Annotated in this window: 25 protein-coding genes and 2 rRNA genes (1 of these 27 only partly in view); 1 reads left to right on the top strand and 26 read right to left on the bottom strand. The window is 39.6% G+C overall.

What is annotated here, in order from left to right:
• Positions 1–43: 43 nt before the first annotated feature.
• The 14 genes from MKY27_RS00335 to metG form a co-directional block, all read right to left on the bottom strand.
• Positions 44–697 carry a 50S ribosomal protein L25/general stress protein Ctc gene (locus MKY27_RS00335; protein ID WP_339196794.1) on the bottom strand — a complete coding sequence of 218 codons (654 nt, stop codon included), beginning with the start codon at positions 695–697 and terminating at the stop codon, positions 44–46.
• Positions 698–864: 167 nt separating this feature from the next.
• On the bottom strand, positions 865–1,824 hold the full coding sequence (locus MKY27_RS00330) for a ribose-phosphate diphosphokinase (protein WP_339174660.1): 960 nt from the start codon (positions 1,822–1,824) through the stop codon (positions 865–867).
• A 26-nt stretch (positions 1,825–1,850) separates the two neighbouring features.
• Entirely contained in the window at positions 1,851–3,221 is a 1,371-nt protein-coding gene (gene glmU, locus MKY27_RS00325; protein WP_339174659.1) for a bifunctional UDP-N-acetylglucosamine diphosphorylase/glucosamine-1-phosphate N-acetyltransferase GlmU, read from the bottom strand.
• 282 nt (positions 3,222–3,503) lie between these two features.
• On the bottom strand, positions 3,504–3,803 hold the full coding sequence (spoVG, locus tag MKY27_RS00320) for a septation regulator SpoVG (protein WP_339174658.1): 300 nt from the start codon (positions 3,801–3,803) through the stop codon (positions 3,504–3,506).
• 310 nt (positions 3,804–4,113) lie between these two features.
• Positions 4,114–4,488 (bottom strand): RidA family protein, encoded by a 375-nt coding sequence (locus tag MKY27_RS00315; RefSeq protein WP_339174657.1) that lies wholly within the window; start codon positions 4,486–4,488, stop codon positions 4,114–4,116.
• A 1-nt stretch (position 4,489) separates the two neighbouring features.
• The gene (gene purR, locus MKY27_RS00310; RefSeq protein ID WP_339174656.1) at positions 4,490–5,317 is read right to left on the bottom strand and encodes a pur operon repressor; all 828 of its coding nucleotides are present in this window, start codon (positions 5,315–5,317) and stop codon (positions 4,490–4,492) included.
• Between the two features lie 71 nt (positions 5,318–5,388).
• Positions 5,389–6,255 carry a 4-(cytidine 5'-diphospho)-2-C-methyl-D-erythritol kinase gene (gene ispE / locus MKY27_RS00305; protein ID WP_339196791.1) on the bottom strand — a complete coding sequence of 289 codons (867 nt, stop codon included), beginning with the start codon at positions 6,253–6,255 and terminating at the stop codon, positions 5,389–5,391.
• A gap of 254 nt (positions 6,256–6,509) precedes the next feature.
• A complete protein-coding gene (locus MKY27_RS00300) occupies positions 6,510–6,698 on the bottom strand; it encodes a small, acid-soluble spore protein, alpha/beta type (protein ID WP_339174654.1) in 189 nt (62 codons plus the stop codon).
• A gap of 107 nt (positions 6,699–6,805) precedes the next feature.
• Complete coding sequence (locus MKY27_RS00295) at positions 6,806–7,063, bottom strand: Veg family protein (RefSeq protein ID WP_008408296.1); 258 nt, start codon at positions 7,061–7,063, stop codon at positions 6,806–6,808.
• 139 nt (positions 7,064–7,202) lie between these two features.
• On the bottom strand, positions 7,203–8,090 hold the full coding sequence (gene rsmA, locus MKY27_RS00290; RefSeq protein WP_339196789.1) for a 16S rRNA (adenine(1518)-N(6)/adenine(1519)-N(6))-dimethyltransferase RsmA: 888 nt from the start codon (positions 8,088–8,090) through the stop codon (positions 7,203–7,205).
• Positions 8,083–8,646 (bottom strand): ribonuclease M5, encoded by a 564-nt coding sequence (gene rnmV / locus MKY27_RS00285; protein ID WP_039967429.1) that lies wholly within the window; start codon positions 8,644–8,646, stop codon positions 8,083–8,085. The genes rsmA and rnmV overlap by 8 nt, the downstream gene beginning before the upstream one ends.
• Before the next feature lie 552 nt (positions 8,647–9,198).
• Positions 9,199–10,398: a ubiquitin-like domain-containing protein gene (locus MKY27_RS00280; protein ID WP_339196786.1), complete on the bottom strand. Its 1,200-nt coding sequence runs from the start codon at positions 10,396–10,398 to the stop codon at positions 9,199–9,201.
• 213 nt (positions 10,399–10,611) lie between these two features.
• On the bottom strand, positions 10,612–11,385 hold the full coding sequence (locus MKY27_RS00275) for a TatD family hydrolase (RefSeq protein WP_339196785.1): 774 nt from the start codon (positions 11,383–11,385) through the stop codon (positions 10,612–10,614).
• Between the two features lie 250 nt (positions 11,386–11,635).
• A complete protein-coding gene (gene metG, locus MKY27_RS00270) occupies positions 11,636–13,597 on the bottom strand; it encodes a methionine--tRNA ligase (RefSeq protein ID WP_339196783.1) in 1,962 nt (653 codons plus the stop codon).
• 340 nt (positions 13,598–13,937) lie between these two features.
• Between metG and MKY27_RS00265 the strand changes: the two genes are divergently transcribed.
• On the top strand, positions 13,938–14,216 hold the full coding sequence (locus MKY27_RS00265; protein ID WP_008408305.1) for an AbrB/MazE/SpoVT family DNA-binding domain-containing protein: 279 nt from the start codon (positions 13,938–13,940) through the stop codon (positions 14,214–14,216).
• A 115-nt stretch (positions 14,217–14,331) separates the two neighbouring features.
• On the opposite strand, the gene rsmI is transcribed toward MKY27_RS00265, so the two are convergent.
• The 12 genes from rsmI to MKY27_RS00205 all read right to left on the bottom strand — a co-directional run.
• Entirely contained in the window at positions 14,332–15,204 is an 873-nt protein-coding gene (rsmI, locus tag MKY27_RS00260) for a 16S rRNA (cytidine(1402)-2'-O)-methyltransferase (protein WP_339174649.1), read from the bottom strand.
• Positions 15,185–15,463 (bottom strand): GIY-YIG nuclease family protein, encoded by a 279-nt coding sequence (locus tag MKY27_RS00255; RefSeq protein ID WP_339196781.1) that lies wholly within the window; start codon positions 15,461–15,463, stop codon positions 15,185–15,187. The genes rsmI and MKY27_RS00255 overlap by 20 nt, the downstream gene beginning before the upstream one ends.
• Positions 15,447–16,196 (bottom strand): tRNA1(Val) (adenine(37)-N6)-methyltransferase, encoded by a 750-nt coding sequence (locus MKY27_RS00250; protein WP_339196778.1) that lies wholly within the window; start codon positions 16,194–16,196, stop codon positions 15,447–15,449. Before MKY27_RS00250 ends, MKY27_RS00255 begins: the two co-directional genes overlap by 17 nt.
• Before the next feature lie 88 nt (positions 16,197–16,284).
• Positions 16,285–16,647, bottom strand: coding sequence for a DNA replication initiation control protein YabA (gene yabA, locus MKY27_RS00245; RefSeq protein WP_339174646.1), 363 nt, complete (start codon positions 16,645–16,647; stop codon positions 16,285–16,287).
• A gap of 23 nt (positions 16,648–16,670) precedes the next feature.
• Complete coding sequence (locus tag MKY27_RS00240) at positions 16,671–17,486, bottom strand: stage 0 sporulation family protein (RefSeq protein WP_339174645.1); 816 nt, start codon at positions 17,484–17,486, stop codon at positions 16,671–16,673.
• Positions 17,479–18,483 (bottom strand): DNA polymerase III subunit delta', encoded by a 1,005-nt coding sequence (gene holB, locus MKY27_RS00235; protein WP_339196775.1) that lies wholly within the window; start codon positions 18,481–18,483, stop codon positions 17,479–17,481. Before holB ends, MKY27_RS00240 begins: the two co-directional genes overlap by 8 nt.
• A gap of 122 nt (positions 18,484–18,605) precedes the next feature.
• Positions 18,606–19,046, bottom strand: a complete 441-nt coding sequence (locus MKY27_RS00230) for a YaaR family protein (RefSeq protein ID WP_339196774.1) — start codon at positions 19,044–19,046, stop codon at positions 18,606–18,608.
• A gap of 137 nt (positions 19,047–19,183) precedes the next feature.
• Complete coding sequence (locus MKY27_RS00225; RefSeq protein ID WP_079523149.1) at positions 19,184–19,513, bottom strand: cyclic-di-AMP receptor; 330 nt, start codon at positions 19,511–19,513, stop codon at positions 19,184–19,186.
• Between the two features lie 69 nt (positions 19,514–19,582).
• Positions 19,583–20,212 (bottom strand): dTMP kinase, encoded by a 630-nt coding sequence (tmk, locus tag MKY27_RS00220; RefSeq protein WP_339174641.1) that lies wholly within the window; start codon positions 20,210–20,212, stop codon positions 19,583–19,585.
• A 19-nt stretch (positions 20,213–20,231) separates the two neighbouring features.
• Entirely contained in the window at positions 20,232–21,653 is a 1,422-nt protein-coding gene (locus tag MKY27_RS00215) for an aminotransferase class I/II-fold pyridoxal phosphate-dependent enzyme (protein ID WP_339196773.1), read from the bottom strand.
• A gap of 255 nt (positions 21,654–21,908) precedes the next feature.
• A 5S ribosomal RNA gene (gene rrf, locus MKY27_RS00210) occupies positions 21,909–22,024 on the bottom strand.
• Between the two features lie 183 nt (positions 22,025–22,207).
• Positions 22,208–24,844 (bottom strand): 23S ribosomal RNA (locus MKY27_RS00205); it runs 292 nt beyond the window's last position.

Below are 24,844 nucleotides of genomic sequence, written 5' to 3'. Positions count from 1 at the left end.
ATTAAAAAACCGCTCTATATAATAGAGCGGCCTGTCCAATTGCTTAATCTTCTCTACCTGGTTTTTCAGGCGATAATTTTTCTCCCGTTGCATCAAGATCATCGGCTGTTACATTCTCTGCATCTGCATCAACATCTTCAACTGGTGCTGCTGGCGGTGTTACCGTTGCTAATGTAAAGTCATCATTATCTACAATCGTAAACGCTGTAAATTGATCACGCACATTACCCACAGATAACGATTCACCAACTGCTAATTCGGATACATCGATTTCAATTGTGTCTGGAATTTCACTTGGATTCACTTTAATTTTCAATGTATGGTTAGGTTGAGTAATGACTCCACCTTCTTTAACACCAACTGAAGTTCCGATTAATGCGATTGGAACATCCACCTCAAGTTCTTCTTTCATATTGATAGCAAGGAAGTCAACATGCTTCACATGTCCTTTTAGTGCATCACGTTGGATATCAGTAAGTACTGCATTTACTCTTTTCCCGCCTACTTCAATTTTAAACACGCTTGTTGAACCATATGTTTGAACTGCTTTAGCAGTATCTCTATAATCCAACGAAATTGGTGTTGTTTCTGTTTCATAGCCATACAGCACACCTGCCAATTGGCCTTCATTTCTAAGTTGGGTTAATATCGAACGTTTCCCAGTTTCTCGCTTAGTTGCTTGTAATACTGTAGTCATATTCCATCGTCCCCCTTAATTAATTATACAAAGATACATTTACCCTACCCTTGTCTACACTAAACATATTAAATTGTCAGATTTTTTGCAAATATTTGCATATAGGGAAAATAGGACATAAAAAAACCAGCTTAGGAAATAAAATTCCTAAGCTGGTTTGCAATCGATTAGTCAAATAATGTACTAACAGATTTGTTTTCGTAAATACGTGAGATTGCATCTGCCATTAATTTCGCAACTGATAGTTGTTGAATTTTTGGAGATAATTTTTCTTCAGATAATTGAATTGTGTTTGTTACAACTAATTCCTTAATCGGAGAATTTTCAATACGCTCAATTGCCGGACCTGATAATACAGGGTGTGAACAACATGCGTAAACTTCTTTAGCACCGCTCTTAATTAATGCCTCTGCACCAATCGTAATCGTACCTGCCGTATCGATAATATCATCGATTAAAATACATACTTTACCTTCTACATTACCAACAATGTTCATTACTTCTGCCACGTTCGGTTTTGGACGACGCTTATCGATAATAGCGATCGGAGCTTTTAAGCGCTCTGCTAATTTACGCGCACGAGTTACACCACCGTGGTCTGGAGAAACAATAACCAATTCCTCTTCATTGAAACCTTTTGTTCCGAAATGTTCAGCAAGTAGTGGTACAGCCACTAAATGGTCGATTAAAATATCAAAGAAACCTTGAATTTGAGGTGCATGTAAATCCAATACGATTACACGAGTTGCACCGGCAGTTTCAAGTAAGTTTGCTACTAATTTAGCAGTGATTGGTTCACGCGCTTTTGCTTTACGGTCTTGACGTGCATAGCCATAGTAAGGCATAACAACGTTTACTGTACGAGCAGACGCACGTTTAACAGCATCAATCATAATTAAAAGTTCCATTAAATGCTCATTTACAGGTGCAGAAGTAGATTGAACGATAAATACATCCATTCCTCGAATACTTTCTTCAATGCTAATTTGGACTTCTCCATCACTGAAGTGTTTAACGGATGATTTCCCTAGTTCTAGACCCATTTCATCAGCAATCTCTTTGGCAAGTGGATTGTTAGAATTTAATGAGAAGATTTTTAATTTTGAGTCAGCGTATTGATACGGCATGATGGCCTCCTGTATTTTAGTTAATTTTATTTTGAATTTAATTTACTCACATAGCCTAATTTATTTTCCTGACGAGCACGTGCAATTGCCAATGCATCTTCCGGAACTTCTTTAGTAATTGTCGATCCTGCTGCAATGAAAGAACCTTTTTTCAATGTTACCGGAGCAACTAAGTTCGAATTACATCCAATGAATACATCGTCTTCAATAATTGTTTTATATTTGTTCTTACCGTCATAGTTAACAGTGATTGAACCGCAGCCAATATTTACGTTACTGCCGACTTCTGCATCGCCAATATAGCTTAAATGAGACACTTTCGTATCATCACCTAGCGTACTCTTCTTCACTTCAACGAAATTACCAATTTTTACATGGTTTCCTAATGAAGATTCCGGACGTAAATGTGCAAACGGACCTACTGCTGTTTCACTGCCAACTTGGCTGTTTAGCACAACTGAACTATGAATCGTTGTCGCATTGCCAATTTGACTGTCAACAATATGACTATTTGGACCAATTTTACAATCTTCGCCAATAACCGTTTTTCCTTCAATAATCACTCCAGGTAGAAGAACCGTATCACTTCCGATTACCGCGTCTGCACTAATATGTGTAGAAATCGGATTTATAATCGTTACACCATTGCGCATATGACGTTCATTAATACGTGCACGCATAAGCTCCTCTGCCTGAGACAGAGCAAAACGGTCATTTACGCCAAGTGTTTCATCAAAGTTTTCTGTTACATAAGCGGCAACTGTTTCACCTTGCTTTTGTAAAATTTCAATAACATCCGGTAAATAGAATTCACCTTGTGCATTTTCATTTTTAACGAGCTTAAGTGCTTCAAACAGTGCTTCATTATCAAAGCAGTATGTGCCTGTATTAATTTCTTTCACAAGCTGCTGTTCAGAAGTAGCATCTTTTTGTTCAACAATTTGCGACACTTGCCCATGTTCGTTACGTAAAATACGGCCATAGCCAGTCGGGTCATCTGTAACCGCTGTCAAAATAGTTGCTTTTGCATTTTGTGATGCATGTTCATCAAGCAGTGCCTGCATTGTTTCAGGGCGAATTAACGGAGTATCACCACATACTACAAGTGTAGTTCCGCTAAGTCCGCTTAAAATCGGCTCAGCTTGCTGAACTGCATGCGCTGTACCTAGTTGTTCTTCTTGTAAAACATACTCACTCTTATTTCCTAGTGTTTCTTTTACCAGCTCTGCACCATGTCCTACAACAGTTACGACACGCTCAACATTTAATGAGCTGATATGATCGATTACATGTTCCACCATAGGCTTTCCGCATACTGGGTGAAGCACTTTATATAATTTGGACTTCATTCGTGTACCTTGACCAGCCGCTAGCACGACCGCAAAAATATTCGTCATATTACAAGTCCTCCAATTTAGCTCATTTTCTCTTATGACTATAAAGCAATTTCATAATCTTTTCAAGGTATTCAGACTTGACAAATGTTTGAATTTAAAATATCTATAGTAGTTTGACACATTTTCTTTTGTGTACTAATTCAGCAAAAAATTACGTTAAAAAGTAAATAATCAGTATATTTTCGATCTTATTGTAGTTTTTACTTTTCTGTTATAGAACATTTCTGTCTATAAAAATTCACAAAAAAAAGAGCCCCCTCATATGAGTGACCCTAATTAACATTAAACATTCACTTCTTCAAGCTCCAAAGTTCCCTCTGTGTTTTCTTCAGCAGATGCATGGAAAGCTTCCAAAACGATTTCTTGAATTTTATTGCGCGTATTCGAATTAATCGGATGTGCAATATCACGGAATTCGCCATCTGGTGTTCTTTTGCTAGGCATCGCTACAAATAAACCAGTATTCCCGTCAATTACACGAATGTCATGAATAACAAATTCATCATCTAGCGTAATTGAAGCAATTGCACGCATACGTCCTTCTGTTTGAACACGTCGTAATCTTACGTCAGTTACTTCCATTATTTATACCCCCTGTAGTTTGATTTGTAATTTTTAGTATTCGGGATGAAAAACTGTAATCCTTCTATCATCCATTAAATTTCTAAAAATACATCATTTATCAATAGAATACAATATAATGTAATTTTTTTCTATCTACAATTTTTATAATTATTAAAATAAACTAAATATTCTACTTATTTATAAAGATTTTCTTAATAACTGCTATAAATAGAGTCAAAATATTTTTCCAATAAAAAAAATCCACGTCTTTTCTATAATTAGAAAGTCGCGGATTTAAGCTATAAACAATATAAGAATGAAGAAATTATTATTTTACTAATGCAATAACTTCAATTTCAACTTTTACATCTTTTGGTAAACGGGCAACTTCTACTGCCGAACGAGCTGGCTTGTGCTCACCAAAATGACTTGCATACACTTCATTCATTATAGCGAAATCATTCATGTCTTTCATAAACACTGTTGTTTTTACAACTTGGTTTAAAGAAGAGCCGGCTGCTGCTAAAACAGCTTTTAAGTTTTCGAATACTTGATTTGTCTGTACTTCGATATCGCCATCTACAAGTTCCCCTGAAGCTGTCAGTGGAATTTGGCCTGAAGAATAAAACATGTTATTTACTACAATACCTTGTGCATATGGACCGATTGCTGCTGGTGCATTTGTTGTTGAAACAGTTTTCATTTTAATTTCTCTCCTTTTGAAAAAAATTACCTTCACTTAATGCAATTGTGCGATCTTTCTCATTTACTTCCTTCAGTTTTACTAAAGAATAGTAATCATCCACTAATGTAACATCAGCATGCTGTGCTTCTACTAATACCGCGATACCTGCCAACTCACATTCGAATTCTTCCAGTAGGTTCTTCATACCATTCATCGTGCCGCCGACTTTCATAAAATCATCGGTAATTAAAACACGCTGGCCACTTTTCATACTGCGTTTTGATAAAACCATCGTTTGAATACGACGAGAAGATCCTGATACATAATTAATACTCACTGTTGAACCTTCCGTCACCTTGCTGTCACGACGTACAACAACAACCGGCACATTCAAATGTCTTGCAATCGCATGTGCAATTGAAATTCCCTTTGTCGCTACTGTCATAATGACATCAATTTGACGATCTGCAAACACGCTCGCAAATACTTTACCTACACGATTCATCAATTCCGGATTCCCTAAAAGATCCGTCATAAATAAATAGCCGCCAGGTAATAGTCGATCGGATTGACTAAGTTCTCCCATAAATTCCCCAATTATATCACGAACTTCTTGTTCCGCCATTTTAGGGATATATTTAACACCGCCTGCTGCACCAGGTACGGTAATTAAAAGCCCAATTCCTTTTTCTTCGAATGTTTCCTTTACAATTGTTAAATCTTCACTGATTGAAGACTTTGCAGAACTGTAAAGCTCAGAAAAATAAGTTAGCGGGATCAACTGATGCGGATGCTCAAGCAGATAATAAGTCATATCTACAAGGCGTTCACTGCGCTTCCATTTCATGCGACCCTCTCCTAAACATTAATAATTAAAATACGAATATTTAATAGTCAAATTACCATAATTATACGTATTTATGCAAGTGGATTTCGTTCCCCTAACATACGTACTACATAAACTTCCTCACAAAAACCACGTAATCCATTATAAATTCGGCTAACACGTGCTTCATTTTCCACCAGCCCAAATACTGTCGGACCACTGCCGCTCATTAGTACCGCGTCGGCACCAAAGCGCTGCATTTGCTCTTTAATTGTTATAACTTCCGGATGAAGCTTAAATGTTACAGTTTCCAAAACATTTCCAAGTGAATTGCACATTAGTTCATAATCTTCGGTTTCTATTGCTTTAATCATTTCTTTCGTGTTTGGGTGCTGTAGACCTTCAATATTCAATCCACCATATACATCCGCTGTCGATACGCCAATTTTCGGCTTGGCCAAAACGACCCAGCAAGTTGGAGGTGCAGATAGTTCTTTAATCTTTTCCCCGCGTCCTGTCGCTAAAGCTGTACCGCCATAGACGCAGAACGATACGTCAGAACCGATTTTCGCTCCATGTTCTGCAAGCTCGTCCAACGTTAAATTTAGTTCCCACAACTCATTTAACCCGCGCAATGTAGCCGCTGCATCGCTGCTTCCACCCGCTAGACCCGCAGCTATAGGAATTTGCTTCTCGATTGAAATCGTTACGCCATCTTTAATACCGTATGTATTTTTTAAAAGCTCTGCTGCCTGGTATGCAAAATTCCGCTGATCATCCGGAACAAAATTATCGGTTGAAACGATTTTAATTTGACCGTCTGCTCGTGATTCCAGTCCAATTCGATCCGCCAAATCGACCGTTGTCATAATCATTTCCACTTCATGATAATTATCCGGACGTTTATAAAGCACATCGAGTGTTAAGTTGATTTTTGCGGGTGCTTTTACGTATAACATTGAAAATTCCTCCTACTGTATAAGGCACGCATAATATGTAATACGCGATTAAAATTCTATTGCCCCTATTTTACCATACGGGAGCCTTGTATTATGCACGAAAACATTCACTTTTCTTCGCAAATTATCGTAAAAAAACGCATGCCGGGCAATACAGTAGTAAGACATTCTAAGTATTAGGTAATTTCATTTCCTCACATCAAAATAACACCACCGTAAGCGAGAACCTACGATGGTGCCATCTTTGTGTCAACTTATTTTTGGTTGTTTTGCGATTGTTTAGCCAAGCCTTCCTGAGCCATTTCAACCGCACGCTTTACCATGTTTCCTGCATCACGAGCTCTAATTCCGCCCCAACCTTCACGTTGAACTACGTCATAAAATCCAAGTTCTTTTGCAATCTCTTCCTTTAGACGACTGGACATAATTTTTTGTCTTGCCATGCAAAAAACCTCCTTTTCGTTGACGCTTTTAGCATGTGCAAAAAAGAAAAAAACACTCACTTTAAATGAGCGCTTTTTTAAAAATATTAAAATAAGTACTAGAAAAACTATTTGATGGTAGCTACAGCATCATCTAAAAAAGTAATCTCTACTGCTTCGGTAAGTATATCTGTGTAACTGTAAGATACGCGTTTACACGCATTATCTTCCTGCTTTAGTTCAATAACGAACACTGCATGGTAAGTGTCACTTAAGACGCCTTCGCATTCAATTGTTTTCTTGCGACCACCATTTGCTTTTAATTGCAAACGTTTACCCAAATGACTATCCAATGATTTTTTAATGTCTGCTAACGTTTTTGGCATTTTCGCATACACCTCACTGTAAAACAGTATACCATGATGTAGTTAAAATGTCAATAAAATATAATATTTTATCACCGTGATACAGAGTCGTCAACTTTTTTCTTAAGATTTCTTAAAAATTTTTAATGTGAAATTCACTTTATTGTCGTACACAAAAATGAGGATGTAAGCAGTCCGCTAATTTGCCAAATTCTTGAATTGACAATGTTTCACCACGACGTGATGGTTCAATTCCGGCTTCTTCCAATGCTTGAAGGATAAGCTCTTTATTTTGCTTACCATTAACAAGTCCATTTTGTAAATTATTTAAAATTGTTTTACGACGTTGTGCAAATGACGCTCGGGACACTTCAAATAAGAAGTCCTCATCAATTACTTTTACTGGAGGGTTTTCATGTTTGATTAAGCGGATTACCGCCGAGTCCACATTTGGCTGTGGCATAAATACCGTTTTCGGCACAACCATCGCAATTTCCGCTGTTACGTAATACTGAATGGCAATCGATAAAGAGCCATATGCCTTCGTACCAGGTTTTGCGGTAATACGATCCGCCACTTCTTTCTGCATCATCACGACAAAGCCGCGAATCGGTAAGCGATCATTTAATAACTTCATTAAAATTGGTGTTGTTACATAGTAAGGTAAATTAGCAACGACCATAATATCCTCAATACCTGGCATTTCTTCTGCGATTACTTGTGCAACATCCGCTTTTAAAATATCTGAATGGACAATCTTTACATTGTCATAAGGGCTCAATGTATCTTCCAGAACAGGTAAAAGGCGTTGGTCGATTTCAAATGATACGACCTTCTTTGCTTCGCGTGCCAAATGCTCTGTCAAAGCCCCTATACCAGGTCCAACTTCAATCGCTCCACTGTTTTCCGTTAAATTAGCGTGACTGACAATATTACGTAAAATATTCGGGTCGATTAAGAAGTTCTGTCCTAAGCTCTTTTTAAATGAAAATCCGTATTTTTCTAAAATTTCTTTTGTACGTACCGGTGTAGCAATGTCTTTATGCATGCGTATCCTCCTGATCTAATTGCGAAATGGCCTCTGCAAACTGCTCGATTGTTATTTGAAACATCATCAGTCTTTTATGAAGCTGTTTACCGTTTGTCATGCCTATATTTAAAATTTCACCTAACTGGTCCCGGCGTTTTTTGGATTGCGGGTGGCCTATCAGTTTGGCTGTCATTAAATCTTCCAGTGTAATTTTCTCTTCAATTTGTGAATCCGCCAATGTATAGACATTGCTTAATGCTTCACGGATGTCTTCATCATTTGCGTGTTCAATCCCTAAACCTTTGCCGTTTTTGGCGATTGTTTTCGCCTTTGCTAAAAACGCATGCTTCACACCTGGTATCCGCTCTTCTATAATCGCGCGAATACGGCGGCCCGGGTAATCAGGGTCCGTAAATACAATGACGCCTCTCTTTTTCTGGGCATGGGCAATACGGCGCAGTACTTCATCAGAGATTGCAGAACCGTTTGTTTCTATAGTATCTGCTCCTGTCGCACGCTTAATCGCTGTTGTATCGTCTTTTCCTTCAACAACAATAATCTCTTGTATATCCAAGAAACGTTCCTCATTTCTAACATAGTCTTTCGCTATTTTACCACAGATCGCACTTTGTTACCGCTGTGCTAACTTCAAGAACAAAAGTGCTCAATCGCCCGCTTAGCTCCGAGTGGGCAAAACGCCACATCCATGTGGCATGCCCCCAATGACTCACGTCGTGTGAGCCGCAAGACTAGGAGAGCCGGACGCAAAAGTAAACGCTCCACCACTTTTGCACGAGGGACCTAATGGTGCAAGGAGCTGGCGCTTTAGCCTAGACGGGGACAAAACTTTCTTACAAAGTTATACCCAATGCTAAAATCTAGATTTCCTTCACAATGAAAAAAGCTCCCTCGCCATCAGTCAAAAAGCGAGAAAGCCGATATACATTTTGGATTGTTGAACATACAAAACAGCTGAATAAACAATTATGCCTCGGCATGATTGTATTCAGATTTCCCTTGAAGAATAGCAGGTCGGTCAGCTTTTATCACAAAAAATATGTGTTTAGTGACTTCCATCACTGTCTCAAAGGTTCTTCCACTTCAGCTTGAAATTGCAAAAAATCATTTAGTTCAATACTTTAATACGAACTTTTTTACGTCCCCAGCTTTTTGCTTTGGACGTTGTCGGTACTAAAACATCAATTTTTTTACCTTTTATAGCTCCGCCTGTATCAGCAGCTACAGCATTCCCGTAGCCTTCAACCCATACTTTTGTTCCTAATGGAATAACTTTAGGGTCTACTGCAATAACTTTCATATCCGGATTTGCGCGCAGGTTAAGACCTGCTGCCGAAATACCTGAGCAGCCTGCACAATTTGGTGTATATGCTGTTGCAGTTACATAAAACTCTTTCCCTGAGCTTGGTTCACTTGATCGGGAAACATTTGCAGTGACAACTTTTGTCCCTACAGATACAACTTTTGTTTTTGGTTTTTCAACTACTTTTTCAGAAGCAAGCTTTTTCGATACGACTTTACCATTCTCTTTAACGATAGAATATGTGCGTTCTACTTTACCTTTTTTACCTTCTGAAACAACCTTTTCTTTGCCCTTTAATAAAGAAGAATCATTTTTCTTTTCAATTGCGAAATCTACTGATTCTTCCACTACATCGGTAACCTTTTCTACGCGAACAACTGCGATTTTATCGTTTGGAGTGATAACTTCCTCCAAACCTTTGTCGACCCGATCCGATTCTCCTAATTGAACCTCTTGTTGTTTTAAAAAGTTAGCGACCGTAGTCGAAGTGGACCATACTTGTCTCTCTTTTTTGCCATCGACAAGCGTTAACTGAAACGCTTTTTGAATATCGATTTTGTTATCGGCTCCTACTTCTGTATCTAAGCTTTGTGATACAAGATCATGCTCTGTTACTTCAATATTTGCTTCTTCCAAAACGTTCTTCACTACATTTTCAGTTGTCCAAACTTTAGACTGATTTCCATCAACTGAAATTACTACTTCTTTTGCCTGTTCCCATTCTATTGACATTCCACTATCAATACTGGTACTCAGTGAGGGTGATACTTTATCGTATTTTGTATAATCTATATTTTGAGCTGTCAGTAGCTCATCAACCGTAGTTGCGTGTGTATAAATTTTTGTGGTTTCTCCGTCAACTGTTAACGTGACAGGAGTTTTAGTTCCATGGTATAGAACAAATGCAATTACAGATACAAACAGGACTACAGAAAGAATTCGGACCCCTGTTTGCTTACTCCTCAATGATCCTAAGAACTGGCTTTTCATGGATTGATTTGACATGAAAATAACGCCTCCTTAATACAAAGTTGGATTATACGTACTAGTTTTCTTACTGTCAATAAAAAAGAATTTATCAAAAATTGGGCATTTTGCTTGAACTCGTACTGCAACTAGTATTGGAGGCGACTTATCATCTTAAAGCTTTTGCACTTAGAAAAACAATCCTAACATAAAAATCCGAAATTAATTTCTACTGTTTTTTAGAGTTTTTCATCATTGAATTTTAAAGAAGCGCTTGGCATTTTCCGTAGTTTTTTTAGCAACTTCTTCCACAGGCAATTCCTTCAGGCGAGCAATCTCCTCTGCTACCAATGTAACGAATGCCGGTTCATTTCGTTTTCCTCGAAATGGATGCGGAGCTAAATACGGCGCATCTGTTTCAATCAGCAAATGTTCCAGTGGAATTTCTGCCGCGACTTCTTTTGGCTGACGTGCATTTTTAAATGTTACCGGTCCCCCAAGACTAATCATGAAATTCATGTTTATACATTCGCGAGCTGTTTCAACACTACCGCCGAAACAATGCATAATCCCGCCCACAGCTGCTGCATCTTCTTCTTTTAAAATCTGCACAACATCTCCTGTTGCGTCACGATTATGAATAATAATTGGCAATTCGAGCTTTTTTGCTAATTGAATCTGCTTACGGAACCAATACTGCTGAACATCTTTCGGAGATTTATCCCAGTAATAATCCAAACCAGTCTCACCGATTCCAACAACTTTAGGGTGCTGCGCAAGCTGTTCGATCCAGTTTAAAAACTCATCTGTACAATCAACTGCATCTACCGGGTGCCAACCGATTACTGCGTAAATAAAATCATAATCCTCTATTAGTTGCATCGCACGCTCTATCGTTTTTTTATCGAAGCCGATTACAACCATCCTTTCAACATTTGCAGCAATAGCACGGTCTATAACTTCCTGTAAATCTTCATCATACTGATCTGCGTTTAAATGGACATGTGTATCGATAAATGTTTTCATCTTCATTTCTCCTATCGTGTATTGTACTCATAGATCATATTTCTTAGTTTTCAGTATTATTACATATAGATTACAAAATACTCTTTTATTATTGTTTACATATTATAAAACGATAATCATTATACCAGTAATCCACTTATCATCCTTTTTCATCCAAAATTAAATTATATTTATATAATTTATTATTATATGTTATTAAGTAAATGAAAAAGTCTGCTGAACTTTTCGGGTCCAACAGACTGTTTTCACATTACTTTACTTGTGCACCATTTGCTAATTTCGGATCAACAGTAGCCAATGTTAAAACTCCGTCATGTGAGCCTGCTAAAATCATCCCTTGAGATAATTCGCCGCGTAATGTAACAGGTTTTAAATTTGCAACGACAATTACCTTTTTACCGATAAGTTCTTCCGGTTTGTAATGCTCTGCAATACCCGATACAACTTGACGTTGTTCATAACCTAAATCAACCTGAAGCTTTAATAATTTCTTGGCTTTCGCTACTGGTTCACATGCTACTACTGTTGCAACACGTAAATCTACTTTCATGAAATCGTCAATTGTAATTTCTTCTGTATCCGGTGCTTCAACCGTTGTTGTTTCCTCTTCCTGTACTGTTTTTACAGAGCTCTGCATTTGCTCACGAATGTAAGCAACTTCCACTTCTGTATCAAGGCGTGGGAAGATTGGTGTTCCTTTTTCAGCAACTTTTATGTTTTTCGGAATAACATTACCGAATGTTTCAATTGTGTCCCAATGTAATGATTTTTCATCAAGACCTAATTGTTCAATAATTTGTTTTGGCGCATTTGTCATAAATGGCTGTATCATAACTGCAATATGACGTAAGCTTTCTGCCAAATTATTCATAACAGCGGCAAGTTTATTTTTGTCAGATTCCTCTTTTGCCAATACCCATGGAGAAGTTTCATCAATATATTTATTTGTGCGTGAAACTAATGACCATATTTCAGAAAGTACGACACTAAACTGCATTTTTTCCATACTTTCTTCATATTTAACACGTACATTTTCAGCATGTTCTTTTAATGCTGCATCATATTGTGTTGCTTCCAAGTTTTCAGTAGGAATTACCCCATCGAAATACTTATTCATCATGGAAACTGTTCTATTTAAAAGATTTCCTAAATCGTTTGCCAAGTCGAAATTTGTACGCTCAACAAATGATTCAGGTGAAAATACGCCATCTTGACCAAATGGCAGCTCACGCAATAAGAAATAACGTGTTGCATCTAAACCATATCGCTCGATTAACATTTCCGGATACACGACATTCCCTTTAGATTTCGACATTTTTCCGTCTTTCATCATAATGAAACCGTGTGCAAAAATTTTCTTAGGTAATGGTAAATCCAATGCCATTAAGAAAATCGGCCAGTAAATTGTATGGAAACGAACAATATCTTTCCCTACTACATGGACATCTGCCGGCCAGTATTTATTGAATAGTTCTTCATTGTCAGAACCGTATCCTAATGAAGTAATATAGTTCGATAATGCATCGACCCATACGTAAATAACGTGTTTCGGATTCCCTGGTACTTTAATTCCCCAGTCAAATGAAGTACGTGAAACAGATAAATCTTCCAGACCCGGTTTAATGAAGTTATTGATCATTTCATTTTTGCGAGATTCCGGCTCGATAAACTCTAAATTATTTTCATAATAAGCAAGCAGGCGGTCTGCGTATTTCTTCATATTAAAGAAATATGACTCTTCTTTAACTTTTTGCACATCTCGTCCACAATCCGGGCACTTTCCATCGACTAATTGCGTCTCAGTATAGTAGGACTCGCAAGGGACACAATAAAGTCCTTCATATTCACCTTTGTAAATGTCGCCGTTGTCCAAAAACTTCTGGAAAATTTTCTCTACAGAATCTTTATGACGTGATTCAGTGGTTTGAATAAAGTCATTATAGGAAATATCCATAGTATTCCATAATTTTTTGGCACCTTCAGCAATTTCATTTACATAATCTTGTGGATGCATATTTGCTTCCTGTGCTTTTTCTTGAATTTTTTGTCCGTGTTCATCCATGCCTGTTAAAAAGCGGACATCAAATCCTTTTAAACGCTTATATCGCGCTATTGCATCAGATGCAACTGTCGTATATGCAGTACCGATATGGAATTTTCCACTCGGGTAATAAATTGGGGTTGTTATATAGAATGTTTGTTGTTCACTCACGAAAGTGCCTCCATTTGTTTGTTAAGTATAAGTCTTATTCTAACGAAGTACGAAAATTGTTTCAATGAAAGTTTATCGGAATTCAGATTTGTCGAAAAATCAAAACTAAATATTGGGAAATGGTTAAATCTTTCCGACTATTCACAATTTTCTATGGTAATTTTTTTTTATAATTTCCTTAAAAAGTACAAATATGACAAAAAAGTTCCTTAAATGAAGGAAATATGAATGCTAAATTATTGACGTTTATGGTATTAGTTGGTATGATTTTAACTAGATCAGGATGATGTCGAATTTTGACGAATTTAAATAACTTTTTTATATAGGAGGAAATATTAATATGAAATCAACAGGTATCGTACGTAAAGTAGACGAATTAGGACGTGTAGTTATTCCAATCGAATTACGCCGTACATTAGGTATTGCTGAAAAAGACGCTTTAGAAATTTATGTGGATGACGACAAAATCATCTTAAAAAAATACATGCCTAATATGACATGTGCAGTAACTGGTGAAGTTTCTGATGAAAACATGCGTTTAGTAGGCGGTAAATTAATCTTGTCTTCTGAAGGTGCCGAAGCACTAATGAAAGAAATTCAAGAAAACTTAAAAAAATAATACCACTTACTTAAATAACTGAAGCGGCTACGCGTTTACTAAATTAAGTAAAGTAAAGTATTATATTACCAAATAAAAAAAGCGTTGAAAAGTATGTTGACTTTTCAACGCTTTTTTATTGATGATATGCCTGATAAACGTCACGTTTCGGTAAATTGCGTAATTTGGCCACTTCTTTAATGGCTTCTTTTGAAGATATTTGAGTTTCTTCTATTATATAAGTAACATGGTCTTCCAATGACATAGACGTCCAGTACGCTTCTTCTTCTTCATCGACCTCACCGGAAGTATTCCCTTCCAGCACGATGCAGAACTCACCGCGTATTTCATTTTCATTTGCCCAAATGATCGCTTCGTCTATTGTACCTCGTAAAAACTCTTCAAATTTCTTTGTTAATTCCCGTGCCAGGGTAATTTTGCGGTCACCTAATACGAGTTGTAAGTCTTTCAATGTCTCCTTTAAACGATGTGGCGCTTCATAAAAGATCAGCGTCTCTTCACGTTTCGACAGTTTTTCCAATTGTTCTCGGCGTTCCTTTTTATTTCGTTTTAAAAATCCGAAGAAATAAAATGGCTGTGGAGAAAGTCCTGAGGCAATCAGAGCGGTTAAAGCGGCATTGGCTCCAGGGATTGGTACAACAGCAAACCCTTCCGCGACTGCTTTTACGACAATATCCGCACCAGGATCTGAAATACATGGTAAACCTGCATCACTTACTAACGCAATGGATTTTCCTTCTTGTAAATAGCCCAGCAGTTTCTCTCCGCCTACTTCAATATTATGTTCATGGTAACTAATAAGCGGTGTTTGAATATCGAAATAATTGCATAGCTTTTTCGTATTGCGCGTATCTTCTGCAGCAATAATATCGACTTCTTTTAATATACGCAGAGCACGCATCGTCATATCTTCTAAATTGCCAATAGGTGTCGCTACTAAGTATAGGCAGCTCCCTTGTTCGTGCTGGCTACTTTTTTGTGAGTTCATCTGTAGCACTCCTTATATACTTTATTTTTTGGGGACGCTTTAATTGTTTAAAGGCATATTCCGCGGACATCGCCTGCTGTTTTGTATCAAATGTTTCAAAATAAATACATGTTACCGGTCCGCGTGCCCGTGTATATTTTGCCCCTTTACCTGCATTATGTGCTGCAATTCGCTTTTCTAAATTATTCGTATAGCCTGCATATAGTGATGCATCACTGCACTCTACCACATAAAAGTAATGTTTATTTTCCTTCTCCATATAATAGTGCCCTCACTTCTGGCGTATACACATTGTTATCCTCATATACGTATAATGGTGGCAATACTTTCAAGTCCGGTTTTCCGTCTTTAATTGCTTCAATCAACAATGTATTCGCTTCTTTTCCGCGTTTCGGATAAACAAACTGAATACGCTTCGGCTCCAGACGATTTGCACGCATCGCACTTACAATATCCAAAAGCCTGCCTGGTCTGTGTACAAAGGCTGCCTTTCCACCTTGTTTTAATAGACGGCTTGTTGCTTCGACTGCTTCATCAAGCGTTAAATAAAGCTCGTGTCTAGCAATCGCATAGTGCTCGCTCGTATTTTTTTCACTTAATTCATGTGCCAAAAAATAAGGAGGGTTACATGTGACAGCATCATATTTTTCAATACCAAGTGTACCAGGTGCATCTTTTACATCACCTAGCTGCATGTCGATCTGTTGTGCCAAGTCATTGTATGCAATGCTGCGTGTTGCCATATCATGCAACCGCGGCTGCAGTTCTACACCTGTAATTTTTGCATTTGTCCGCGCACTCAAAAAAAGAGGAATTACCCCATTGCCTGAACATAAATCAATAATATGTCCTTTATTTTTTGGGACTTGTACAAAACGCGCCAGCAATACTGCATCCAATGAGAACGAAAAGACAGACGGGCTTTGAATAATCCGTAAATCTTCCGCCAGTAAATAATCTAATCGTTCATCATCCTTCAACCATTGTTCCACTATTAAATCCTCCACTTAACGGCTATTTTTAATCAGCCTTTTCTAAACAAAAGACTGATATCTACTTTAGCAGATTCAGCCTTTTGTTTTAACCATTTTGTTTATTTAAAAATGATAGACAGAACAAACAATCTTCACCTTTACGTGAGCTTCCAAAATGCACATGACATACGTGGAAACCTTCATTATAAAGCCTTGCCAAATTATCGTACCCTTCGCCAATATCTACTGGTTCTTTTTTCAGCTCTTCTACTACTCGTTTACTTGCAGTTGCTTCATTCGCTAATAGTTCTTCTAAGCGCGTACGTAGGTGAAGGTTTTCTGTTTGAAGCGTCTGATGCTCCTCCATCATATGCGCAACAAATTGCTTAAGTGCGCTAAATTGCTGTTGCATTGATTCAAGCTGTTGTTCGAACTCCATAACAGTATCCAAAAAATTACGGTCCTTCACTCAAGCCACCCCATTAATTCTATCTATATCAGATTTTTCTCATATTGCATAAGCTCTTCAAGCGTATATTCAACCATACGCTCCTGCTTCGTCAAATATACTTGAATGAGTCGCTCTAATACATTTAATCCGACGACTTTGCCTTCGCCTTCTGGTGTCATTGATAAATCACCGATGTCTGGCATACCTTCTTTTGCAATTTCATAATCATCATTTTCGTATTTTAGACAACACATTAAACGTCCGCATAAACCGGAGATTTTTGTCGGATTCAGCGATAAATTCTGATCCTTTGCCATTTTAATCGATACCGGCTCAAAATCACCTAAAAATGTCGAACAGCAAAGCATTCTTCCACATGGACCAATCCCGCCAAGTAGTTTCGCTTCATCACGAACACCAATTTGACGTAGCTCGATTCGCGTACGGAACACACTAGCTAAATCCTTTACTAATTCCCGGAAATCTACACGTCCTTCTGCTGTAAAATAAAAAATAATTTTATTACGATCAAATGTATATTCAACGTCAACGAGCTTCATATCCAACGAATGCTCCACAATTTTCGTATTCGCTAACTCAAAGGCACGCTTTGACTCAATAGTGTTTTCTTCTACCTGGAAACGATCACGTTCATTGGCTGGGCGAACTACTTGTTTTAATGGTAAAACAACATCATTTTCCCCGACTTGTCGCATTGGTACAACGACCTTGCCATATTCAATTCCCCGCGCAGTTTCTACGATTACATATTCGCCAACTTCCAAAATATAAGCGGCTGGATCAAAATAATATATTTTACCCGCTTTTTTAAAGCGAACTCCGACTACATTATACAAATGTATACCCCTCCTGAAGATTCAGCATAAGCTGTTCCATCAATAACGTACGATTCATATTACGATTTAAATTCGTGCGGGCCTGCAAAATAGACTGCATTTGTCGTGACAGCTTTTCATATGTCAATACGAGCGCCATTTCATTAAATCGTTGATACATATCGGGATACGTGCACTTTGCTTGCTGATTCGCTTTAATCGCTACAATATCGCGGTACGAAAACAGCAGCAAATCCAGTGCTAGCTCCATATCTTCTTTTTCTTTGAAGAGTGGTAGCCATTCTTCATGAATATATAATAGTGCTTCATGAACATTTTGATGAACAATCTCTACTAATTTTAACACTGTTTTTCGTGCAAGTACAAATTGCTCATCATTTGCAAGTGCAATAGCTGTTTCAAGATCATTTGTCACCATGCTTGTTGTCGATGCCATTGAATTTGTAATTCCCTGTTCTACTAGCTGATCGAGCAGCGTAGTACGAGGTGCTTTAGCAAATTTAATGTGCTGACAACGAGAACGAATCGTCGGAATGATAGATTGGATTTGCTCAGTTAATAAAATTGCCACGATCTGTCCGTCCGGTTCTTCTAAAAACTTTAAAAGCATATTAGCAGAAGCAATGTTTAATTTATCTGCATGGTGCAGCACATAAATTTTCTTGCCTTCCTCTACACCTGTCATCTTCATTTCAGCAACTAAATCTCTTATTTGATCAATTTTAATAAATTGTCCATCAGGCTCTACTTGCCAAATATTCGGATGATTTCCCGAATCGACCCGTCTGCAATTTCGACATGTTTCACATGGAACATTTTCTGACAAATTTCCGCAAAGAAGAAGTTTCATAAAAAAAGAGACGACATCACGTTTGCCCGTACCTTTTTCACCATCAAATATATAGGCATGTGCTAAACGATCTTTATCTACAATTGTTTGTAGTTGCTTCATCACTACAGGTTGCAGCTTTGTAAGCTCTTCAATAGTTCGTGTCAATTCCCTCACCTTTTTCATTTCCTGCTTCTATTTATTTGAATGCCCTATGTACAATTCAAACAATATATATTCTGCCTGGAAAAATGCCCGTGTCTAGTGCACATCAAAGACACGGGCATTTTTTACATATACAGATTTATTAAAAGTCCCTTAATCTCGCCAATTTTCGCTAATAACTCAATAGACTCTTTTTCTTCATTTAAAATATCTTCTGCCAATTCGACAAGATGCTCATCAATTGTTTCGACAATTTTTAAGCGGCGGCCTTCACCAAATCGGTTCCATGTATGTGATTGCTTCGTCTCAAGTCCATAATCTACAGCTTCCTGTAAAAAACGTTTCACAAGCATTTTAAAGCGTGCCAATTCACGTAAATTCCGTGATCGCGCTACACGGTCTCCCGCTGTAGAAATATCGCCCATTAATCTAGTGAGCTGCTCTGACTGCATTTTCGACTCTTGCTTTACAATCATGTCACCAAAGCGATTGCCGTTTTGATTTGCCGGACGCAAATCATTGCGATTCGCATTTAAATTTGTGCGGAGATTTTGATTAATCTTCATTTACCATTCGCCTCCAAAAAAATAATGCCCCACTATACTTACTACCGAACTCGGTTGTGTACGCGCAAGTCATGTTGGCTGCGCAAATTTACCAATACCGACTGGGGCTTCAATTTCCTTCAGTCTGTTGAAAGAAATTAAAAATGATGGAATTGTTCGATTGGTAATACAAATACAATCGCTCCTCCAACTTCAACTTCAACAGGGTACGGGATGTAAGAATCTGCGTTACCCCCCATTGGAGATACAGGAGCAACCATTTGCTCACGTGACCGGCAATTTTCACGAATAATATCTAATAACTTCGGAATTAAAGAATCATCCGTACCTATTAAAAATGTCGTATTCCCCGATCGTAAAAATCCACCTGTACTCGCTAATTTTGTCGCACGATAGTTGTTTTTTGTTAATGCATTCGATAAGCGGTTGCTATCTTGATCTTGCACTACTGCTACTACTAACTTCATCCGTACTCACCCCTTCATTGAATTGGTTCCTCTATTATATCATAAATAAAAGGTACACTTCATTTACTTTTACCCTAATAGCGGATTTAAAATCCCCCATACTTCTTCTACCACCATCTCGATAGGCTGGTCGGCATTCACCATTTTAAAACGGTTAGGGTATCGTCTCATTGCTTCCTCGTACCCTTCATATACTTTTTTATGAAATGCCAGACCTTCCGTATCCAATCTGTTAATTTCATCGCTGCGTGTCGCATGAATTCGTGCTAATCCTTTTTCAGGTGCAATATTAAAGAAAATCGTTATATCCGGAAGACGCTTTCCTATCGCAAATTCATTAATGGCAAGTACATCATCAACTCCGATTTCCCGTGCATAGCCCTGATATGCCAATGACGAGTCAATAAATCGATCGCATAGTACATGCTTTCCTTGTTCCAATGCAGGCATAATTTTTTCGTAGAAGTGCTGTGCCCGTGCTGCAGCATATAATAATGCTTCTGTTCGTTCATGCATTTTTGTATGTGCCGGGTCTAAAACAACGGCCCGGATTTTCTCAGCGATTTCAATCCCGCCTGGCTCACGTGTTAGTAATGCCTCAATACGCTTTTCCTTTAAACGCTCGCCAACTGCCTTTAATACACTCGTTTTTCCGGCACCTTCCCCGCCTTCAAACGTTATAAATAAATTCCTTTGCATTTTTATATTCTCCCTGCATCTATATTATGACTTGTATTAATTTCTCCTGTAATCTATGATCTCCCTGGAACATTGCCCCGATGGCAAGCAGCTCCTCTAACTGGCCAATTTGTACTCCCGTAATTTCTTCACCTTGTACAAGTAATGGAATTCCAGGCGGATACGGAATAAGTGTTGTAGCTGCAATACGTCCGATAGCTCGGTTGTAGGGTATCCATTCTTTTTCTGCCCTCTCTATTTCATCAAAGCTATACTGAGATTGTGTAATAGCCGTCGTTTCGAAGCTTTCGATTTCATTTGTATTTTCAATGGTTGGAAACTTTTTTAAATGTGTATATGCCTCTTTCATACGGTTACATATATCCGCAATTGAATAAGAGTCTCCCTGCTTTAACAACGGTAAAATTAAAAGTACTTGTTTTGCATCTGCCAATTCTACATATACATGAAATTTCTCTAATGCCTCTTTTAATTGAAATCCTGTATAACCCGGAGCACGGACTAATAGTTTTAATGGATCACTCACTTCAACAACCTGTAAACCTATTCTTCCTGTCAAAGACTCAATAAATATCTCACGTTTCTCCATAAGATACGTGTAATCAGCTTCCGTGTAATTCGCCACATAACTTCTTGCATCATCTAGGGAAGCTAACAGGAAATACGACGGACTACTCGATTGTAACATACGTAAATAACGGTTTACTTTCTGCTCACTTACTAATGATGATTTCATATGTAAAAAGGAAGCCATGGTCATAGCGGGTAATGTTTTATGTGCGGACTGGACAACAATATCTGCACCTAGCTCCAGTGCCGATGCGGGCAGCTTCTCAGATACAGTTAAATGGGCTCCATGTGCCTCATCAACTAGAACAGGAATGTTATATGCGTGGCACAATTCAATTTGTTTCGCCAAATCATCTGCTGTTACACCGTAATACGTCGGATACGTAAAAATAGCGGCTTTTGCATTGGGATAGCTCGCTACCGCTTGCTCTAATGTTTTAAAATCGATACAACCTGCTGTCTGACTTTTTATATCCCATTTTGGTGAAACATATACAGGGTTCACTCCTACAAGTTCCAATGCATGAAAAATAGATTTATGTGCATTTCTTTGAACAAGTACTGTATCTCCCTTTTCACATGTTGCATAGATCATAGCCAAATTTCCAACTGTTGAGCCATTCACTAAAAAGAAACTACGACTTGCTCCATATGTTGATGCGAGAAGCTGCTCTGCCTGTTGAATGGCTTCTTCTGGATGATGGAAGTCATCCAGTCCTGTCAGTTCGGTTACATCGTACTTTAATGCCTGTTTTATTTCGTTGGGTAAATTCGAAAGCAACCCATTTTTGTGTCCAGGCACATGAAAAGATTGCGGATCATCCGCAACAAACTTTTTTAATGCTTGAACGATTGGTCGATCATTGTTCACCACGTTCACCTCATTTTCATTGTCCTTCTATTATAAGATGCATCCGTCTTTCAGACCACCATTGGCGTTGGAATTACGACTATTAGTAACTGCATCCATCATTGCTTCTAGGCTTTCATTTCCCCAATACTCAATGACAACAAAACCCTTTTTTGAACAAATTATAATGGTTACTTTCTGCAGTAAAATAATATATAGTATTAGCTTTTAAACAAAACAAAAAACCCACTGATTTCTCAGTGGGTTTTTACATATGCGAAGCGACGTCCTACTCTCACAGGGGGAAGCCCCCAACTACCATCGGCGCTAAAGAGCTTAACTTCCGTGTTCGGTATGGAAACGGGTGTGACCTCTTTGCCATCATCACTTCACTATTACGGCTTCCAATACACGGCGCTATCCTTCGTCAACTTCCTTCGTTCTTTCAGTCACGTACTTGAGTACGCTCCTTCAATCACTCAGTCGTTTCCTCGACTAGCTTGTGTCTTGAAACCCTTAGAAAGATCATTCTTTCAAAACTGGATAAACGTTTCATTGAGTTTGTGCAATAAAATGTGGTTAAGTCCTCGACCGATTAGTATTCGTCAGCTGCATGCGTCACCGCACTTCCACCTCGAACCTATCTACCTGATCGTCTTTCAGGGGTCTTACTTACTTGCGTAATGGGAAATCTCATCTTGAGGGGGGCTTCATGCTTAGATGCTTTCAGCACTTATCCCGTCCATACATAGCTACCCAGCGATGCCTTTGGCAAGACAACTGGTACACCAGCGGTATGTCCATCCCGGTCCTCTCGTACTAAGGACAGCTCCTCTCAAATTTCCTACGCCCACGACGGATAGGGACCGAACTGTCTCACGACGTTCTGAACCCAGCTCGCGTACCGCTTTAATGGGCGAACAGCCCAACCCTTGGGACCGACTACAGCCCCAGGATGCGATGAGCCGACATCGAGGTGCCAAACCTCCCCGTCGATGTGGACTCTTGGGGGAGATAAGCCTGTTATCCCCGGGGTAGCTTTTATCCGTTGAGCGATGGCCCTTCCATGCGGAACCACCGGATCACTAAGCCCGTCTTTCGACCCTGCTCGACTTGTAGGTCTCGCAGTCAAGCTCCCTTATGCCTTTACACTCTACGAATGATTTCCAACCATTCTGAGGGAACCTTTGGGCGCCTCCGTTACTCTTTAGGAGGCGACCGCCCCAGTCAAACTGTCCGCCTGACACTGTCTCCTACCCCGCTAAGGGGCATGGGTTAGAAGTTCAATACAACCAGGGTAGTATCCCACCGACGCCTCCTTCGAAGCTGGCGCTCCGAGATCTCTGGCTCCTACCTATCCTGTACAAGTTGTACCAAAATTCAATATCAGGCTACAGTAAAGCTCCACGGGGTCTTTCCGTCCTGTCGCGGGTAACCTGCATCTTCACAGGTACTATAATTTCACCGAGTCTCTCGTTGAGACAGTGCCCAGATCGTTACGCCTTTCGTGCGGGTCGGAACTTACCCGACAAGGAATTTCGCTACCTTAGGACCGTTATAGTTACGGCCGCCGTTTACTGGGGCTTCAATTCACAGCTTCGCTTGCGCTAACCGCTCCTCTTAACCTTCCAGCACCGGGCAGGCGTCAGCCCCTATACGTCACCTTACGGTTTTGCAGAGACCTGTGTTTTTGCTAAACAGTCGCCTGGGCCTATTCACTGCGGCTTCTCTAGGCTATGCACCCAAAGAAGCACCCCTTCTCCCGAAGTTACGGGGTCATTTTGCCGAGTTCCTTAACGAGAGTTCTCTCGCACACCTTAGGATTCTCTCCTCGACTACCTGTGTCGGTTTGCGGTACGGGCACCTCTCACCTCGATAGAGGCTTTTCTTGGCAGTGTGAAATCAGGAACTTCGCTCATACGAGCTCGTCATCACAGCTCAACGTTAGAGTATGCGGATTTGCCTACATACACGCCTTACTGCTTGAACACGCGCAACCAACGGCGTGCTTACCCTATCCTACTGCGTCCCCCCATTTCTCAAACGGTGAGGAGGTGGTACAGGAATATCAACCTGTTGTCCATCGCCTACGCCTATCGGCCTCGGCTTAGGTCCCGACTAACCCTGAGCGGACGAGCCTTCCTCAGGAAACCTTAGTCATACGGTGCATGGGATTCTCACCCATGTTTCGCTACTCATACCGGCATTCTCACTTCTAACCGCTCCACCAGTCCTTCCGGTCTGACTTCAACGCTGTTAGAACGCTCTCCTACCACGCATACTCAAAGTATGCATCCACAGCTTCGGTGAATCGTTTAGCCCCGATACATTTTCGGCGCAGCGTCACTCGACCAGTGAGCTATTACGCACTCTTTAAATGATGGCTGCTTCTAAGCCAACATCCTGGTTGTCTAAGCAACGCCACATCCTTTTCCACTTAACGATTACTTGGGGACCTTAGCTGGTGGTCTGGGCTGTTTCCCTCTTGACTACGGATCTTATCACTCGCAGTCTGACTCCCGTGTATAAATATCCGGCATTCGGAGTTTGTCTGAATTCGGTAAAGCGAGATGCCCCCCTAGTCCAAACAGTGCTCTACCTCCGGTATTCTCAATCACGAGGCTAGCCCTAAAGCTATTTCGGAGAGAACCAGCTATCTCCAGGTTCGATTGGAATTTCTCCGCTACCCACACCTCATCCCCGCACTTTTCAACGTGCGTGGGTTCGGGCCTCCAGTGAGTGTTACCTCACCTTCACCCTGGACATGGGTAGATCACCTGGTTTCGGGTCTACGACCACGTACTAATTCGCCCTATTCAGACTCGCTTTCGCTGCGGCTCCGTCTTCTCAACTTAACCTCGCACGTAATCGTAACTCGCCGGTTCATTCTACAAAAGGCACGCTATCACCCATTAACGGGCTCTAACTACTTGTAGGCACACGGTTTCAGGATCTATTTCACTCCCCTTCCGGGGTGCTTTTCACCTTTCCCTCACGGTACTGGTTCACTATCGGTCACTAGGTAGTATTTAGCCTTGGGAGATGGTCCTCCCGGATTCCGACGGAATTTCACGTGTTCCGCCGTACTCAGGATCCACTCTGGAGGGAATGAACTTTTGACTACAGGGCTTTTACCTCGTTTCGCGGACCTTTCCAAGTCGCTTCGTCTAGTTCATTCTTTTGTAACTCCGTATAGAGTGTCCTACAACCCC

The sequence above is a fragment of the Solibacillus sp. FSL R5-0449 genome, from assembly GCF_037975215.1.
Taxonomy (GTDB): Bacteria; Bacillota; Bacilli; order Bacillales_A; family Planococcaceae; genus Solibacillus.
The sequence above is the reverse complement of the archived record's forward strand: the minus strand, read 5'-3'. Positions and strand labels throughout refer to the sequence as shown.

Bases quoted from the DNA above. Each gene is read 5' to 3' on its own strand.
- MKY27_RS00335 (WP_339196794.1), bottom strand. From the start codon at position 697: ATGACTACAGTATTACAAGCAACTAAGCGAGAAACTGGGAAACGTTCG.
- MKY27_RS00330 (WP_339174660.1), bottom strand. From the start codon at position 1,824: ATGCCGTATCAATACGCTGACTCAAAATTAAAAATCTTCTCATTAAAT.
- glmU (WP_339174659.1), bottom strand. From the start codon at position 3,221: ATGACGAATATTTTTGCGGTCGTGCTAGCGGCTGGTCAAGGTACACGA.
- spoVG (WP_339174658.1), bottom strand. From the start codon at position 3,803: ATGGAAGTAACTGACGTAAGATTACGACGTGTTCAAACAGAAGGACGT.
- MKY27_RS00315 (WP_339174657.1), bottom strand. From the start codon at position 4,488: ATGAAAACTGTTTCAACAACAAATGCACCAGCAGCAATCGGTCCATAT.
- purR (WP_339174656.1), bottom strand. From the start codon at position 5,317: ATGAAATGGAAGCGCAGTGAACGCCTTGTAGATATGACTTATTATCTG.
- ispE (WP_339196791.1), bottom strand. From the start codon at position 6,255: ATGTTATACGTAAAAGCACCCGCAAAAATCAACTTAACACTCGATGTG.
- MKY27_RS00300 (WP_339174654.1), bottom strand. From the start codon at position 6,698: ATGGCAAGACAAAAAATTATGTCCAGTCGTCTAAAGGAAGAGATTGCA.
- MKY27_RS00295 (WP_008408296.1), bottom strand. From the start codon at position 7,063: ATGCCAAAAACGTTAGCAGACATTAAAAAATCATTGGATAGTCATTTG.
- rsmA (WP_339196789.1), bottom strand. From the start codon at position 8,090: ATGCATAAAGACATTGCTACACCGGTACGTACAAAAGAAATTTTAGAA.
- MKY27_RS00280 (WP_339196786.1), bottom strand. From the start codon at position 10,398: ATGTCAAATCAATCCATGAAAAGCCAGTTCTTAGGATCATTGAGGAGT.
- MKY27_RS00275 (WP_339196785.1), bottom strand. From the start codon at position 11,385: ATGAAAACATTTATCGATACACATGTCCATTTAAACGCAGATCAGTAT.
- MKY27_RS00265 (WP_008408305.1), top strand. From the start codon at position 13,938: ATGAAATCAACAGGTATCGTACGTAAAGTAGACGAATTAGGACGTGTA.
- rsmI (WP_339174649.1), bottom strand. From the start codon at position 15,204: ATGAACTCACAAAAAAGTAGCCAGCACGAACAAGGGAGCTGCCTATAC.
- MKY27_RS00255 (WP_339196781.1), bottom strand. From the start codon at position 15,463: ATGGAGAAGGAAAATAAACATTACTTTTATGTGGTAGAGTGCAGTGAT.
- MKY27_RS00230 (WP_339196774.1), bottom strand. From the start codon at position 19,046: ATGAAGATTAATCAAAATCTCCGCACAAATTTAAATGCGAATCGCAAT.
- MKY27_RS00225 (WP_079523149.1), bottom strand. From the start codon at position 19,513: ATGAAGTTAGTAGTAGCAGTAGTGCAAGATCAAGATAGCAACCGCTTA.
- tmk (WP_339174641.1), bottom strand. From the start codon at position 20,212: ATGCAAAGGAATTTATTTATAACGTTTGAAGGCGGGGAAGGTGCCGGA.